The sequence below is a fragment of the Bacillus sp. FSL K6-1284 genome (genome assembly GCF_038002625.1).
Taxonomy (GTDB): Bacteria; Bacillota; Bacilli; order Bacillales; family Bacillaceae; genus Bacillus; species Bacillus paralicheniformis.
Genome location: NZ_JBBOCW010000001.1, coordinates 690,932 through 706,354, shown reverse-complemented (window position 1 = coordinate 706,354; position 15,423 = coordinate 690,932). Strand labels below are relative to the sequence as shown.

General features: G+C 47.8%; 13 protein-coding genes and 1 other annotated feature. Of the genes, 4 read left to right on the top strand and 9 right to left on the bottom strand.

Annotation, left to right across the window (positions count from 1 at the left end; translation table 11 throughout):
* The first annotated feature begins 163 nt into the window (after nucleotides 1-163).
* The 4 genes from MHB72_RS03530 (at nucleotide 164) to tyrS (ending at nucleotide 3,280) form a co-directional block, all read left to right on the top strand.
* Entirely contained in the window at nucleotides 164-565 is a 402-nt protein-coding gene (locus MHB72_RS03530; protein WP_254122253.1) for a hypothetical protein, read from the top strand.
* Nucleotides 562-1,128, top strand: a complete 567-nt coding sequence (locus MHB72_RS03525; protein WP_216921254.1) for a hypothetical protein — start codon at nucleotides 562-564, stop codon at nucleotides 1,126-1,128. Before MHB72_RS03530 ends, MHB72_RS03525 begins: the two co-directional genes overlap by 4 nt.
* Before the next feature lie 197 nt (nucleotides 1,129-1,325).
* Nucleotides 1,326-1,772, top strand: coding sequence for a MarR family transcriptional regulator (locus tag MHB72_RS03520; RefSeq protein ID WP_223254891.1), 447 nt, complete (start codon nucleotides 1,326-1,328; stop codon nucleotides 1,770-1,772).
* Nucleotides 1,767-1,984 (top strand) — a binding site (T-box leader). (Overlaps the previous gene by 6 nt.)
* A 42-nt stretch (nucleotides 1,985-2,026) precedes the next feature.
* Nucleotides 2,027-3,280, top strand: a complete 1,254-nt coding sequence (tyrS, locus tag MHB72_RS03515) for a tyrosine--tRNA ligase (protein ID WP_216921257.1) — start codon at nucleotides 2,027-2,029, stop codon at nucleotides 3,278-3,280.
* Nucleotides 3,281-3,495: 215 nt separating this feature from the next.
* Here tyrS and pgmB read toward each other — a convergent pair whose 3' ends face one another.
* From pgmB to MHB72_RS03470, 9 genes are all read right to left on the bottom strand, one after another.
* Nucleotides 3,496-4,176, bottom strand: coding sequence for a beta-phosphoglucomutase (gene pgmB, locus MHB72_RS03510; protein WP_023855567.1), 681 nt, complete (start codon nucleotides 4,174-4,176; stop codon nucleotides 3,496-3,498).
* Nucleotides 4,173-5,879 carry a glycoside hydrolase family 13 protein gene (locus tag MHB72_RS03505; protein ID WP_216921260.1) on the bottom strand — a complete coding sequence of 569 codons (1,707 nt, stop codon included), beginning with the start codon at nucleotides 5,877-5,879 and terminating at the stop codon, nucleotides 4,173-4,175. The genes pgmB and MHB72_RS03505 overlap by 4 nt, the downstream gene beginning before the upstream one ends.
* Nucleotides 5,821-8,157 carry a glycoside hydrolase family 65 protein gene (locus MHB72_RS03500; RefSeq protein WP_212110067.1) on the bottom strand — a complete coding sequence of 779 codons (2,337 nt, stop codon included), beginning with the start codon at nucleotides 8,155-8,157 and terminating at the stop codon, nucleotides 5,821-5,823. Before MHB72_RS03500 ends, MHB72_RS03505 begins: the two co-directional genes overlap by 59 nt.
* Nucleotides 8,135-9,019, bottom strand: coding sequence for a DUF1189 domain-containing protein (locus tag MHB72_RS03495; protein WP_216921263.1), 885 nt, complete (start codon nucleotides 9,017-9,019; stop codon nucleotides 8,135-8,137). Before MHB72_RS03495 ends, MHB72_RS03500 begins: the two co-directional genes overlap by 23 nt.
* Nucleotides 9,020-9,023: 4 nt before the next feature.
* On the bottom strand, nucleotides 9,024-9,875 hold the full coding sequence (locus tag MHB72_RS03490) for a sugar ABC transporter permease (RefSeq protein WP_023855564.1): 852 nt from the start codon (nucleotides 9,873-9,875) through the stop codon (nucleotides 9,024-9,026).
* Nucleotides 9,876-11,183, bottom strand: coding sequence for a carbohydrate ABC transporter permease (locus MHB72_RS03485; RefSeq protein ID WP_095292988.1), 1,308 nt, complete (start codon nucleotides 11,181-11,183; stop codon nucleotides 9,876-9,878).
* Nucleotides 11,184-11,224: 41 nt separating this feature from the next.
* Nucleotides 11,225-12,478: an extracellular solute-binding protein gene (locus tag MHB72_RS03480; RefSeq protein ID WP_216921267.1), complete on the bottom strand. Its 1,254-nt coding sequence runs from the start codon at nucleotides 12,476-12,478 to the stop codon at nucleotides 11,225-11,227.
* A gap of 94 nt (nucleotides 12,479-12,572) precedes the next feature.
* Nucleotides 12,573-14,336 carry a glycoside hydrolase family 13 protein gene (locus tag MHB72_RS03475; protein ID WP_216921270.1) on the bottom strand — a complete coding sequence of 588 codons (1,764 nt, stop codon included), beginning with the start codon at nucleotides 14,334-14,336 and terminating at the stop codon, nucleotides 12,573-12,575.
* A 115-nt stretch (nucleotides 14,337-14,451) separates the two neighbouring features.
* Nucleotides 14,452-15,402: a LacI family DNA-binding transcriptional regulator gene (locus MHB72_RS03470; protein ID WP_023855561.1), complete on the bottom strand. Its 951-nt coding sequence runs from the start codon at nucleotides 15,400-15,402 to the stop codon at nucleotides 14,452-14,454.
* Nucleotides 15,403-15,423 lie beyond the last annotated feature (21 nt).

Here is a 15,423-nt window from a genome sequence, read left to right as displayed (position 1 = left end):
TTTCTGACATTCAAATTATACCTTTTTTCATAGAAATGGTATTTTACAGTTTGTTTACGTTTAAAATGCAATTATTACGCCCAGTTTTCTACCAAACTATCAAGAACAGATGACACCTTTGCCAGGATCGTTCGTATATAAAAGAGAAACCAAAATGAATAGGATGATCACAGTGAAAAAATCGAAACTGATCTCGTTATCCGCGGCTGCGATGCTTTTCGCCGTTCCCCTATCTGGATGTTCATCATCCGCTTCAGACCGTTCACAGGAGGTCTCAGAAGACCATTCCATTCAAAAATACGATCTCGTATGGTTTGATTACGTGAATGACAGCGAATCCGACAAAGCACCTTTACTGAAAGCATCATACGTGAAAAATGGGAAAGAAAAGACGGAGACTTTCAAAAAATATGTAGAAAATGTGGAAAATGTCGAACAGCCTTATATTAAAATCCGCGATCATGAAGCCTTCATCTACCGTCCCCCATACATCAAATATGACCAGGAGCCGCTTGAGGGCGTCGTCAAAGATAAAATGGAACAAAAAAGCAGTGATGAACAATGAAGAAAAAAAGCGCTCCTCTTATTTTGATCATGGCGCTGTCTCTCTTGCTGCCTTTTGCTCAAGCAGAGGCAACAGGCAGCAATGGAACATCCGGAACCAAGGCTGCGAGTTCCTCGGCTAATAACAGCTCTTTAAAAACACGTCCGGGTTCAGTCAACCAGAGAATGCGCAGTTATATGAATCAGTCTGCGAGCCGACAATATTTAAACAAGAGCAGTCAGTTCAACGCCATCCAGCGGACATTGCCGTCCAATACCCTGTACAAAGGGAGCATCAAGCAAACACTCAATCAAAATCCTGCTGGATCAGCCTTTTTGAATTACTACTTTCCATACTGGATGATCTTCCACGCGGGCGGATATACAGCAGAACAAAAAAGCATGCTCCGCACCGCCGGAATCAAAGAAAAAGCGCTCTCTGAACGAAAAGAAAAAAGATATTGGCTGTTGATTGAAGATCAAAACGGAAAAGAACATGCCGTCCTCGTCTCGAAAAAACAGTATGACAACATTCAAAAAGGGGATCGGGTTGAAGTGCGCCGCAAACAGATCACCAAAAAATAGCTGAAACAAGTGCCGGTCATCATCATGATGCCGGCTTTTCTCGTCATATCAAAAAAGGGCTTGCATGGATGAAAACCATCTGTTAAAATTCGTTTCATAGCTAATGATTCTGAAAATAAAAAGGCAGGCGTCACGATTTGGATAGATCCCCCCATCTTCGACAGGAAGAACACGACACACTCATCAAGCTGAAACGCATGCCGATCGAGTCCTTGAATCTTGAAGCCATTTCGGTTGCCACCAACCTTTACCGGTCAGCGCAAAAGCTCCGCGTCAAAATGGAGACCGAGATCCTTTCCTCATATCAATTGTCATGGACGGCTTTTTCGATTCTTTACGATCTATGGGTATGGGGCAGGCTTGAAACGAGAAAACTCGCTGAACTGTCAGGCATTTCAACAGCCACTGCGAGCAATGTCATTAAAACGCTTGAAAAAAAGAACTTTTGCGGAAAAAGCACGGATCCGCGAGACCGCAGACACGTATACGCCGAGATCACCCCTGAAGGAAAAGCCGCTATTGAAGAGCTCTATCCGGCGTTCCACAAAGGGGAAACAATGCTGATCAAAGGCATGACAAAAGAGGAGCAGAATACATTGATCGAGCTCCTTCGAAAAGTGAACGACAATCTTCATAAACCATAAGCAACGACGGGAACAAGTAGCGGTCTGTCTCCCTGTTCCAGAGAGCCGGCGGCTGGTGCGAGCCGGTACAAAGGCAGACGCGAATTACCTCCCTGAGCTTTCTTTGTGAACCTTCAAGTAGCAAAGAACGGGAAACCGTTATCTGAAATAGAGCGGAAGACGGAGGTCTTCAACCAGGGTGGTACCGCGTGCATTTGAGCCACGTCCCTTATCGGGATGAGGCTCTTTTTTTATACAAAAAAGGAGGAGTTATCATGCAGCAACAACAATTTGATCAACTGACAACTGCCGAGAAGCGGGAAGTCGAAAGGCAGCTTCACTTATATATGAACGGAGCGGAGGAGGTCATTCCCCCGGAAGAACTGCGGGCAAAGCTGGCAAAATCGATTTTGACCGGCGAACCGCTGAAAATTAAGCTTGGTCTCGATCCGTCGGCGCCTGACGTTCATTTAGGCCACACTGTCGTCTTGAATAAGCTGCGCCAATTTCAGGAAAATGGGCATATCGTCCAGCTCCTGATCGGAGATTTCACAGGAAAAATCGGCGATCCGACAGGAAAATCCGCCGCAAGGAAACAGCTGACGGACGAAGAAGTCCGCCGCAATGCCGAAACATACTTTCAACAGTTTGGAAAAGTGCTTGATCAGAACAAAGTCGAGCTTCACTACAACTCAAAATGGCTGAAACGATTAACCTTGGAAGACGTCATTGCGCTCGCGGGCAAAATTACCGTCGCCCGTTTAATGGAACGCGATGATTTTGAAGAAAGAATTGCCATGCAAAAGCCGATTTCGCTTCATGAATTCTTTTACCCGTTGATGCAGGGATATGATTCGGTCGTTCTCGACAGCGATATCGAACTGGGCGGAACGGATCAGCATTTTAACGTGCTCATGGGCAGACACTTTCAGGAAAAGTATGGAAAAGAAAAACAGGTCGTCATTCTCATGCCGCTGCTTGAAGGACTTGACGGGGTTGAAAAAATGTCGAAATCAAAGAACAATTACATCGGCATTGATGAAGACCCTCATGAAATGTTCGGAAAAACGATGTCGCTTCCGGACAGTTTGATGAAAAAATATATCCATCTTGCGACCAACCTGGAGGCGGAAGATAAAAAACGACTTGTCAAAGATTTGGAAACGGGGGCCGTTCATCCGCGAGATGCGAAAATGCTTCTCGGGAAAACCATCGTCAACATGTATCATGGAAGCGAGGCAGCCGAAGCGGCCGAACAGCAGTTTAAAAAGGTTTTTCAGCAAAACAGCGCGCCGGACAATATAATGTCTGTACACTGGCAAGGTGACGGAACGGTGCCTGTCACCGATTTATTGGTGACGCTCGGACTCCTCCCTTCCAAAAGCGAAGCCCGCCGAATGATCCAAAACGGCGGCGTTAAAATCAACGGCATCAAAGCAGAATCGATTCATGCGGATGTGGCGGTCGAACACGGTATGATTATCCAAGTCGGCAAACGGAAGTTTGTCAAATTGCAAATGCCTCAATAAACATTCAGCCTAATCATCCTTTTAAAAGGATCGATTAGGCTGTTTTTCATGAAAAGCGCAGGCGTTAGAATTTGCAACAGGTCGGTATTCAATCGCCTGATGGTTTCGATTTGAAAAGCATATCCGAACGGCCTCCCGAACACCTTGATCTTATTTTTGCCTTCTCCTCTCTGATTGCAAATAAGGCCGCCAGCGGCGGCCTGCCATTTTACGATTCATTTGTCTTCTCTTATGCAGCAACAGCGCTGCCATCCTTCCTTCAGCAGCTCAAATGTCAGCTCGTTTGTGTTGTGCACGATCAAATCAGCCCCGCTCAGCGATGTCTCATCACCGACTCCCACCGCAAACATCCCTGCGGATTTGATCGCGGCGATCCCGGCTTCAGCGTCTTCGATTGCTGCACACTGAGACGGAGGCACACCGAGCAGCGCTGCGGCCGTCAAAAAGATTTCGGGGTCGGGCTTTCCGCGAGCAAGCGCAGCCGGGTCAACGACAGCATGAAATTCGTCCATGAGCCCGAGCCGTTGCAAAATAGCGGGCGCGTTTCGGCTTGACGAAGCTAACGCGATGCTTACATTTTCCCTTTTCAATTCTGCAAATAGCCCGGCGATTCCCGGCAACAGGTCATGCGGTGTCAAGTTTTGGATCAGCTGTTGGTAGTATTGATTTTTCCGGCGCATGATCTCTTGTTTCTCCGCCTCCCGATACGTTCCGGCCGCACCGCCGTGAATCAAAATCGTGTTAAGCGACTGCTCTCTGTCGATGCCTTTCAGCCGTTCATTAAAGCTCCGGTCAATCTCAATGCCGATTTGTTCGGCAGTATGTTTCCAAGCGAGATAATGATGCTCGGCCGTATCCGTGATCACGCCGTCCAAGTCAAAAATGACCGCTTTCATAATGTCGAACCCTTTGCCCGGCTGATCATCATAAAAGCTTCATAGGGTTCCATGTCCATGCTGCCGCTTATATCAAGCCGCTCGCGGGCGTAATTGGATAACAGCACATCCCACTTGTCTTCAAGCAATTCCGGCGGAGCATGAAACAGCGCCTTTTCTTCTGACAAATTCACGGCGACTAACAGCTTTTCGCCCCGGTATTCACGGATATACGCAAAGATTTGCGGATCATCCTCAAGCAGCAGCTGGTAATCTCCATGTACGATAACTTTATGTTGTTTGCGCAGCCCGACTAGCTTCTGATAATAATAGAAAATCGAATCTTCATCTGAGAGCGATTCCTTCACATTGATTTCTTGATAGCGGGGATTTACCGCCAGCCAAGGCTCTCCATCTGTGAAGCCCGCGTGTTTTCCGTCATCCCATTGCATCGGCGTTCTCGCGTGATCCCGCCCTTTTTTCGCCACGGCTTTTCGAAAGTCTTCCTCTGTCATCGTTTGATTTTCGAGGACAAGTTCGCGGTATGCGTTTTTGATTTCGAGATCATCATACATCTCGAGCGGCATTTCACTGTTTGTCATGCCGATTTCTTCTCCCTGATAAATGAACGGGGTTCCCTTCATCCCGTGCAAGACCGTTGCAAATGCTTTGGCGCATTGTTTGCGCAGTTCGCGGTCATTGCCCCAGCGGGATATGACCCTCGGTTGATCATGATTTTCGAAATAGAGCGTGTTCCAGCCGACATTCATTAAAGCGGCCTGCCACCTCGTCATCATCTTTTTTAAAGCGATCGGATCAAACGGCTTCATCTGCCATTTCCCATTCGGCGAATGTTGTTTTGTATCGATGTCCATATGTTCAAATGTAAAAATCATGTTCAGCTCATGTCTGCTTGGATCCGTGTATTTTATCGCTTCTTCAACATCTGAGCCGTTTGCTTCGCCGACCGTCATGCAGTCGTAACGGGACAGCACTTCCCGGTTCATCTCTTGTATAAATTCGTGCAGACGGGGGCCGTTTGAATGATAGCGGCCGACGACATAAGGACTGCTGTCATCTGTTTCATAATCGGGAAAGTCGACATATTTGGAAATGGAACCGATCACATCCATCCGCCAGCCGTCCACGCCTCTGTCCATCCAAAACGTCATCAAATCGTATACTTCCCGGCGAACCGCTTCATTCTCCCAGTTTAAGTCAGGCTGCTTTTTCGAAAAGTAGTGAAGATAATACTGCCCTGTCCGCTCATCGAATGTCCACGCCGATCCTGAAAAGATCGATCCCCAATTGTTCGGTTCTGAACCGTCCGCCTTTGGATCTTTCCAAAAATAATAATCACGGTAAGGATTGTCCTTTGACTTGCGGCTTTCGGCAAACCAGGCATGTTCATCAGACGTGTGGTTCACGACAAGATCCATGATGATTTTCATTCCGCGTTTATGCACTTCATCAATCAATTGAAACATATCATCGTTCGTCCCGAACTTTTCGTATATGCTTCTGTAGTCGCTGATGTCGTAGCCGTTGTCATCTTGCGGGGAATCAAACACAGGACACAGCCAGATAACATCGGCTCCGAGGCTTTTAATGTAATCGAGCTTTTGAATCACGCCCTGCAAATCACCGAATCCGTCTCCGTTGAAATCATAAAAACTCCGCGGGTAAATTTGATACACGACTGCCTCTTTCCACCATTGGCTCATCGGGCATCCTCCTTTCATACCGTCCGTTCAGTGCGATTTGCTCTCCATAAACTGTCATGGAAAGCGGTTCTCCTTTTACAAGGTTGAAGGCGACGCTGTTTTCCTCTACCTGCACATTGATTAGCCGGTTCCGATAATTGATGTTGAACGAATAACCGTCCCATTCCTTCGGCAAAAACGGAGCAAACGACAGCGTCTCATCTTGGGTCCGCATGCCGGCAAATCCTTGCACGATCGCGAGCCAGCTTCCAGTCATCGATGTAATATGAAGCCCTTCCTCTGTGTCATGATTGTAATTATCCAGGTCAAGCCTCGCTGTACGCTTATACAGTTCAAGCGCTTTCTTTTCCATTTTGAGTTCAGCCGCCAGCACCGCATGGACAGACGGCGAAAGGCTCGATTCATGAACCGTCATCGGTTCATAAAATTCAAAGTTGCGCCGTTTTTCTTCCGTCGTAAATCGATGATTAAAGAAATAAATGCCTTGCAGAACATCCGCCTGCTTAATAAAACTGGAGCGGAGAATTTTGTCCCATGACCAATTCTGATAGAGCGGGCGGTCATCCGGTTCAAGCTCATCCGCTGCCTGAAGCTCTTTATCTAGGAATGTATCATGCTGAATAAAAACATTTAATTCCTCACTGTATGGATAGTACATTTTCGCAATGATATCCTTCCACCTCTCGATTTCGGCTTCCCGTATATCAAGCCGGCGGCGTTTTTCCTCCGGGAGGACAGCGAGGTTTTCGAGCGTGTACTCAAGCGTCCACGACGCAATCAAATTCGTATACCAGTTGTTGTTGACATTGTTTTCATATTCATTCGGCCCTGTAACGCCGTGGATCATATATTTGTTGTTACGTTTTGAGAAGTGGACACGGTCAGCCCAAAATCTACTGATTTCCACGAGAACGTCTATCCCGTATTCTTTCATATAGTCTCGGTCGCCTGTGTAATTGACATAATTGTAGATCGCATAACAGATTGCGCCATTGCGGTGAATTTCTTCGAAGGTGATCTCCCATTCATTGTGGCATTCATCGCCTGTGAAGGTCACCATCGGATAAAGGGCTCCCCTCAGCCCCAGTTTGGCCGCATTCCGTTTAGCTGCCTCCAAATGATGATATCGGTATAAAAGCAGATTCTTTGTCACCTCCGGCTCGGCCGTCGCCAAATACACAGGAACGGCGTACGCCTCAGTATCCCAGTAGGCGGCTCCTCCGTATTTCTCGCCCGTGAATCCTTTCGGCCCGATGTTTAAGCGCGAATCGGTTCCGTAGTATGTCGAGAAAAGCTGAAAGAGGTTGTACCGGATGCCCTGCTGAAGCTCATCATCCCCTTTAATTTCAATGTCAGCCTTTGCCCACCTTTCCATCCAATGTTCGGTATGCCTCCGCTTCGCTTCTTCATATCCCTGCTGAAGAACATCAGCCAAAAGCGCCCTGCCCTTTACTAAAAGCTCTGCTTCTTCAAAGTCCCGGGACGTTGTGACAATGATCAATTTTTTTAAAGAAGCCTTTGTTCCCGGCTTCACTTCGTAACAGAAGCGGTTTTCCGCGTACATCGCATCCGTTTGAAAATGCTCGCTGACATATCCTTCTGTCACATTGCACATTGAAGCAGCCACCGTAAAACGCGGCGTTCCAAACGGATTCTCAATCGTTTTCGTCACAAGATGACCGCGATGAGATTCGGCGCCTTTCGCTTCTTCCTGCCAAAACCGCTCTTCGAAATTGGCATCCTCATTTGCGACATGGCCATCAAGATAAGGGACAAGTGTAATAACAGCTTCATCGGTCAGGCATTCCGCTTCATAATGAATCGCGCACAGCTGCTGGACATCAAGACTAAGAAAGCGCTCCGACGAAATTTTGACAGCCTTTTGATTCACACGAACGACAGCGCTTCTCCGCAGGATGCCTTCCTTCATATTGAGCTCCAATTCAAACGATTCGATGCCGTTTTGATTGAGGTCGACTTTTTCGTCGTCTACATATACATCAATTCCGATGAAATTCATCGCATTGATCACTTTCCCGAAATATTCGGGATAGCCGTTTTTCCACCAGCCGACACGCGTTTTGTCCGGGAACCAAACCCCTGCGATATATGTGCCTTTGAGACTTTCGCCTGAATAGCTTTCTTCAAAATTCCCCCTGATCCCCATATAGCCGTTCGCCAAGGATGTCAGACTTTCCTGAAGCCGCTTATGTTCTTTTTCAAATTGGTTTGTTTTGATTTTCCACTGGTCGATCTCAAATAGCCGCTGATTTACCATGATTTCCTCCTGACTGAAGATTTTCGTTGTGATGGCGGGTTTTGAATATATGCCTGAAGATGAAAGAGACCATCAAAGCGCTTCCGCACGAATGGATGAGCAGCATCATGATGAAGTCAAAGCGGATCATACCAAAAGCCATTGCAGCCGCTGCCGGAAGCGCTGATCCGCACACCGCCGCTGCGGCCGCTTCCTTAAACGACCTTATCCCGGTCATGTTGGATTTTTTGGAGATCCAGATGCCTCCCGTCAGAACGGCCGTTACAAAAAGCGAAATGATGCAAACCGCGGAACAGGCCAGCATGATGATAAGCGGCTTATATTGGGCAAACCACATGGCACCGATAAAATCCCCTACATGATCGGCATCCAGATCATTCAGCCCAGCCTTTGCCGGATAGCGGACAGAAAACCCCGCTCCGCTTTGATCGCTGATGATCAGATGATCTGACTGAAAGATGAGCGCGTTTTGATAGCCGCCTTCCGCCTTTATCCGGCCGTTCTCACCGCTTGTTTTCAATTCATGCTTCAAATCGACCGCCAGCAAGGTTTTCTCTTTCTCCACACGGTACAGCTCGTCTCCGCCTGTCAATCTCCCGTTTGTCAATTGGTAACCTTTTAATTGTTTGATGAATGCCGCGTCAGCCTTTTGAACAACGTTTGGGAGCAAATTCCCGGCGTTGAAGCGGTCCATTTTCATCAACGCAATCGACACGGGCGCCGTTAAGCAAGCTGTCAAAAACATAAACAGAAAAGAAATTTCGAGCCAGCTGAATGTATGTTTGCAGCGCATGACGCCCGCCGGTGATGCCGCTGCTTTAAGAAAGCGGACGATCAGCTTTTCGTGTCTCATGTCGTTCATCGGTTTATCCCTTCGTTCCGCCGGATGTCAAACCGGACACAAAGTTCTTTTGGAGAAAGAAGAACAAGATGCAAATCGGCAGAGCCGCAAGAATCGCGCCCGCTGCAAACAGCGCGACTTTTTGCTGCTGCGGATTGGAGATGAATGTCTGCAAACCGACGGCGATGGTCAGGCTTTCCGGCGAGCGAAGCAGAAATTTCGCCAGCAGATAGTCGCCGAACGGCCCCATAAACGCCCACAGCGCCTGGACAGCAAGCATCGGTTTCACAAGCGGCAGAACGACCGAAGCAAAGATCCGCAGGTGCCCCGCTCCGTCAATCCGCGCCGCTTCATCGATTTCTCTAGGCACTGTATCAAAGTAGCCCTTCATCAGCCATGTGTTCATCGGAATTCCGCCGCCGATATAGATTGCAGTTAAAAACCAATATTGGTCCAAAGCTCCGATCAGCATGGCCAGGACGTAAAAAGCGGTCAGCGCCGCCATCGTCGGCACCATTTGAATGATCAAAAAGAAAATGAGACTCTTTTTTCGGCCCGCAAACCGGTAGCGGCTGTACGTATAGCCGGCAAGCGTCACAATCGTCACCTGGAACACCATGACAGACAGCGCGATCACAAGCGTATTCCCGTACCAGTTGAGGTAAAGCGTCTCTTCAAACAGCCGCTTAAAGTGGTCCAATGTCCATTGGCCCGAAAAATCGAGTGTAAAAGCCGCTACATTCCCGACCCGAAATGCGGATGATGCCGTAATCAAAAGCGGATAAATAATCACGATGCTTAAAAACGTTAAAAATATATAGGTCAAAACCTTGTTCAGCATCCCGGTGAACCGCGTATTTTTGAAAATCCCTCTCATCTACATGACCTCCTCATTGCCAAAGGCATTCGATTTCTTAAAAGCAATCAGGGAAACCCCGATGACAATGAAAGAAATGAGCAGTGTGACAGCAGCCGCCACGGAATACTGCGGCGACGTTCCCGTCGTCAGCTTATAGATCCAGGATATTAAGATGTCGGTTGACCCGGCTCCGGCCCCCACACTCCCCGGACCGCCCTCATTAAATAAATAGATGATCGAGAAGTTATTGAAATTAAACGTATACTGGGTAATCATCACCGGTGCGGTCGCAAATAAAATCATCGGCAGCGTAATGTGTTTAAAGCGCTGAATAAATGTCGCGCCGTCAATTTTTGCCGCTTCATAAAGCTCTCCGGGAATCGCCTGAAGCACCCCTGTCACCATGACATAAATGTATGGAAAACCCAGCCACGTCTGAATCATAATCAAAGCCGTCTTCGTCCAGAACGGATCGGTCTTCCATGCGACAGCCGGGATATCGACGAACGGGAGCTGGTTCAAAAGCGGGATCACTTGGACGTTCATCGCGCCCGCCGAGTCATTAAAAATGTTGGCAAAGCTCATAATCGTAATAAATGCCGGAACGGCCCACGGAAGCAGGAAAATGATCCGGAACATCCGCTTGCCTTTAATAAAGTTTTGATTGACGACCAACGCTGTCACGATGCCGAGAACAATTTGCAGCGTTGTCGCACAGATCGTCCAGATGATCGTCCAGCCCAGTACATCGGCGAATGTTTGCCGATACGAGCCAAGGAAAAAGATATTCATGAAATTTTTAAAGCCGACCCAGTCGATGAGACTGTTAGGCGGAATATGATAAAAATCGTAGTTTGTAAACGCGATAAACAGAGTCACCAGCACCGGAAAAATAATCACAAACACCATCATGAGGTATGCCGGCAGCGTAAATAAATACGGAAACCCTTTGTCACCTGCATTTCTGATCATGTCCCCGGCCGTCTCGCTGATTTTCAAACCCGCCGCTTTCATCGCGGCGGTCTTCCGGGCATCATACAGATTAAAGATGTAAAACATCAGAAAAACGAGCGTCAATATCAATTGCAGCGTGCCCTCTATCAACAGAAACAGCGAGTGATCTTCTCCCGGGACAGTCCCCAGCGTCGCGAGGCCGATCAGCGCCTGATAACCGAAAACCGCTAACTCACAAATAAACAAGCCTGTGATGACAAGAAAAAGGATCCCCTTTGAAAACTGCCGGTTTGCAATCTGGCCAGCACCGGGAATAATCGATAACAGCGCTGCCTTCCGGCTCCGTTTTGCAAGTGTTTGGTCTTTGTTCATTTTTTTCGCCCTCTATTCTTCCGGACGCTAAAACCGCCGTTTTATTTCACATACTTTTCTTTAATGTTTTCTTTAATTACACGGACGGCATCATCCGCTGATTGCTGTGCCGATTTTTTCCCTGCTGCCGCGTCAAATATCAGGCTTTCTGCACCTGTCCACACCTCGGCCATCTCCGGAATGTTCGGAGTCGGAGTCGCCGTTTCGTATTGTGTGATGACCGCCGACGTCAGCTCGCTTTTTTGCTCCCCTGCTTTTTTTCGTGCGGCGAGGTTGGCCGGAACTTCGCTCGTATCTTCATAAAAACGGTAAGCATTTTCGTCATTTGCGGCATATTGCAGCCACTTTTCAGCAAGCTCTGCCTCTTTCGTATATTTAGAGGCGACCCAGCCTTTTCCGCCTGCAAACGGGGCATATTCTTTTCCGTTTGGCAATGTCGGGATTTTCGCGGCACCGTAGTTCAAACCGGCTTCTTTATAATTGGAAGCCGACCATGGACCTCCGATAACAACAGCTGCTTTTCCGTCCATAAAGGTCTGCTGGATAAAATCGTCAGCGCTCGTATTGTCCTGCATGCCTTTCGGCCAATATTCACTGAACCATTTCTCGGCGTATTCCACCGCTTCCACGGCCCCCTTGTTGTTCAGACCGATGTCTCCGGAATCCGTGCCGTCAGCTCCGAATACATATCCCCCGTATCCCGCCATTAAACCGTATGACATGTAAAAGTCCGTCCACTTTGCGAGAAAAGCGGTCGATTTTCCTTTTTCCGAAGAAAAAGCGAACCTCTTGTCTTTTGTTAAATCCTCAAGCTCGTTAAAGGTTTTTGGCGGCGCTTTTAACAGGTCTTTGTTGTAATAGAGTACGAGAGTTTCAATAACAAGCGGGATTCCGTAGACTTTTCCGTCAACTGTTACTTGCTGCATTTCTTTGTCGCCGAAGCTTTTAGTCTCAGACGGTTTGACTTCCAGCAAATGCCCTTGCTGTCCTAAGCCGCCGATACGGTCGTATGCCGCAAGCATGACATCGGGCGCATTGCCTGCCGGGCCGTCAAGAGGAAGCGCTTCAAGCTGATCGAACATTGGCTTTTCAACAATTTTGACTGTCACATCATTCTCTTTTTCAAAACGTTCCTTTATGCTTTCAACGTAAGGTTTATAGACCTCTTCTACAGACACGGTCAGCACTTTTTTCCCGCCGTTGCCTCCCGTTTCCTTTGAACTTGAACAGGCGGCAAGACCGAACAGCAGAACTGTCGCCAGCATCGCTAAAAATCCTTTTTTTAAATGTTTCATCTTTTTTCCCCCTTCTATCTTAGAATCTGAGACAATTGTAATCCTCGATAGAAAGCGGTTACAATAGTTTAAATTCTGTTACCGGTAACAGAATTTAAACCGCCCCCAAAATGAAAAACCCGCCTGGCTGTATGTCGACCGCATCATCATGATGGAGCGCTTCTTCCGACCACGCATCATATATTCTTTTGTCGCTTGCAATCTTCAAATCCCGCAATCTGACACGGCGCACCTCGCTGCCCTGGTGGAAGAAGTAGATCAGCTCTTTTCCTTCATCCGTTCGGGAAAAACTGACAAAATCGTTTTCGTCGTCAACCAGCCTCCACTCGAGCGTTCCATATGTCAATACATCATTTTCTTGTTTTCGCAAAGCGATCAGCCGTTTCATAAATGTGAGCATCTCTTGATTCTGTTTCTCTTCTTCCCAAACCATGCACTTCCGGCACAATGGGTCATCCCCGCCGTCCAGCCCGATTTCGGTTCCGTAATAAATGCACGGCGAGCCTGTCTGAGCAAACATAAATGCCAAAAGAGAGCGTACTTTTTTCTCATCTCCTCCGCATCTTGTCAAAATCCGCTTCGTGTCATGGCTGTCCAGCAAATTAAACATCACCTCATTGACCTGCTTCATCCCGCTCATGAGATGCGAATTGATGCGGCTCGCCATTTGCGAAGCTGAAATCGATCCGTCTGCAAAATAGTCAATCATCGGTTCTGTGAACGGGTAGTTCATAACCGAATGAAATTCGTCTCCTCTAAGCCACGGATCAGCCTGATGCCAGATTTCGCCCAATATAAAAATGTCGGGCTTTTCTGCCGTAACGGCTTGACGGAACTTCTTCCAAAACGCATGATCGACTTCATTCGCCACATCCAAACGCCAGCCGTCGATATCAAATTCGCGTATCCAGTACAGCGCGATATCAAGTAAATAAGCCTGAACTTCCGGGTTGGCGGTATTGAGCTTCGGCATCTCGGACGTAAACGCAAATGTATCGTAGCCGCCTTCTTTAACAGGAAAAGAATGAACATGAAACCAGTCTTTATAACGGGACTTTTCACCGTTTTTGACGACATCCTGCCACTCTCGCGAAGCGCTGCCGATGTGATTAAAAACAGCGTCAAGCATGATCTTCATTCCCCGCTCGTGAAGCCGGCTGACCAGCGTGCGAAAGAGTTCCTCATCGCCAAAATGCGGATCGATCGAGCAATAGTCCAATGTATCGTATTTATGGTTGGAAGGCGCGGCAAAGATCGGCGTCAAATAAATGCCGCCTACCCCCAAGTCTTCCAGATAGTCCATTTTGTCTATGATCCCCTGCAAATCCCCTCCGAAAAAATCGTCCACCTCGGGGTCCTTGCTTCCCCACGGCAAAGCGTTTTCCGGAGACAAATCCTCTCGGCCGCTGGCAAAGCGCTCTGGAAAAATTTGATACCAGACGGTTGATTTGACCCAGTCGGGTGCATTAAACGCATCTGCCTCATGAACAAACGGAAATTTAAAACAGTACTTGGCCATATCTGCCGCTTTTCCGGCAAACGGACAGGCACCACTGCTTCCGTAAAAAGTGTCTTGACCATCAGCGCCTGTAAGGATAAACCCGTATTGCAGACGCCTGAATGGAGGCGCCACTTCGGCAAACCAGTAATCATGCGTGCTTGTCGCGGCAATTTTCGCCATCGCAAGGTCGTTCGCTTTCCATGTGCCGCCGGTGTATTCGTAAGGATCTCCCCAAATCAAGCAGACGTGTTCGGCATCATTCTTTTTTGTACGGATTTTGATGTGCAATGTCCTTCCATCGTAAGAATAGGCATCAGAGCTGAAAGGCTGATGATGAATCGCTGCATATTCCATCATGTTTCCCCCTTTTTGGTTGTCCGGCTGTGATAAACCGGCTTTTATTCTGAAATTATCATGACGGCATAACAGGAACAATCATTTTCAGCTTGTTACCGGTAACAGAATGAGACCCTTACAAAGTCGATTCCCGGACAATAAGTTCCGGCTCAAAAAATTGATTGCCTTGCGACGCTCCGTCTTCATTGATTTTTTTCAGCAGGATTCTGGCGCAAGCCTCTCCCATTTCAACAACAGGCTGTCTGATCGTCGTCAGGCGAGGCGAAGCGATCCGGTCGAGAAACACCCCGTCATAGCCGGTAACCGCGACATCTTCCGGAATTTTTTTGCCGAGCGATTGCGCCGCGCGGATGACCCCGATCGCGATGCGGTCGGAAGCGCAAACCACGGCTGCCGGTGCATCAAGGGATGCCAGCACTTCCAGTGCGCGTGCTTCACTTTTTTTCGAACTGTTTTCCATCCGGAAAATCGCCGCTTTTTTCAGACTGCCTTCCATCGCCTGAAGGTAGCCTTTTTCCCTTGACCGTTCAAAGGGTTCATCCAAATCGATTCCAAAAAAGACGACATTGCGGACGCCCAGCCCAATGACGTGGCGTGTTGCCATATAGGTACCTTTTTCATTATTAACATCAATAAAATCATAGCCCATTTCATTTTGGCCAAATACAACGACAGGCTTTTCAAATACTTTAATCAGCCCTTCAAAATCGGCTTTTCTCAACCCCGTCGCTATAATGCCGTCACACTGGCCGATATTGAGAGATTTCCTTGTGACAAGCTGCAAAGCATAATGGTGACGGTCCAGCTCGCGGCTGATTCCCGTTAACAGGTTCATATAATAAGGTTCAGTCGTATCCATTTCTTCCAGTATGAGCAGCTTGACGACCTGTGTTCTGTTTTGAACGAGCGCTCTTGCTGCATAGTTCGGTATATAATTGAGCTCCTTCATTGCGGAATGAACAAGCTTTTTCAATTCATCCGTCACAGTCTCAGGATGATTGATCACCCGCGATACCGTCATTTTCGATACATTTGCTTTCTTTGCTACATCAGATAACGTTGCCATTTCATCCCCGCCTTACCTATA

What these genes read in the sequence shown, in the direction of transcription:
- MHB72_RS03530 (WP_254122253.1), top strand. Translation starts at nt 164, where the DNA reads ATGATCACAGTGAAAAAATCGAAACTGATCTCGTTATCCGCGGCTGCG.
- MHB72_RS03525 (WP_216921254.1), top strand. Translation starts at nt 562, where the DNA reads ATGAAGAAAAAAAGCGCTCCTCTTATTTTGATCATGGCGCTGTCTCTC.
- MHB72_RS03520 (WP_223254891.1), top strand. Translation starts at nt 1,326, where the DNA reads ATGCCGATCGAGTCCTTGAATCTTGAAGCCATTTCGGTTGCCACCAAC.
- tyrS (WP_216921257.1), top strand. Translation starts at nt 2,027, where the DNA reads ATGCAGCAACAACAATTTGATCAACTGACAACTGCCGAGAAGCGGGAA.
- pgmB (WP_023855567.1), bottom strand. Translation starts at nt 4,176, where the DNA reads ATGAAAGCGGTCATTTTTGACTTGGACGGCGTGATCACGGATACGGCC.
- MHB72_RS03505 (WP_216921260.1), bottom strand. Translation starts at nt 5,879, where the DNA reads ATGAGCCAATGGTGGAAAGAGGCAGTCGTGTATCAAATTTACCCGCGG.
- MHB72_RS03500 (WP_212110067.1), bottom strand. Translation starts at nt 8,157, where the DNA reads ATGGTAAATCAGCGGCTATTTGAGATCGACCAGTGGAAAATCAAAACA.
- MHB72_RS03495 (WP_216921263.1), bottom strand. Translation starts at nt 9,019, where the DNA reads ATGAACGACATGAGACACGAAAAGCTGATCGTCCGCTTTCTTAAAGCA.
- MHB72_RS03490 (WP_023855564.1), bottom strand. Translation starts at nt 9,875, where the DNA reads ATGAGAGGGATTTTCAAAAATACGCGGTTCACCGGGATGCTGAACAAG.
- MHB72_RS03485 (WP_095292988.1), bottom strand. Translation starts at nt 11,183, where the DNA reads ATGAACAAAGACCAAACACTTGCAAAACGGAGCCGGAAGGCAGCGCTG.
- MHB72_RS03480 (WP_216921267.1), bottom strand. Translation starts at nt 12,478, where the DNA reads ATGAAACATTTAAAAAAAGGATTTTTAGCGATGCTGGCGACAGTTCTG.
- MHB72_RS03475 (WP_216921270.1), bottom strand. Translation starts at nt 14,336, where the DNA reads ATGATGGAATATGCAGCGATTCATCATCAGCCTTTCAGCTCTGATGCC.
- MHB72_RS03470 (WP_023855561.1), bottom strand. Translation starts at nt 15,402, where the DNA reads ATGGCAACGTTATCTGATGTAGCAAAGAAAGCAAATGTATCGAAAATG.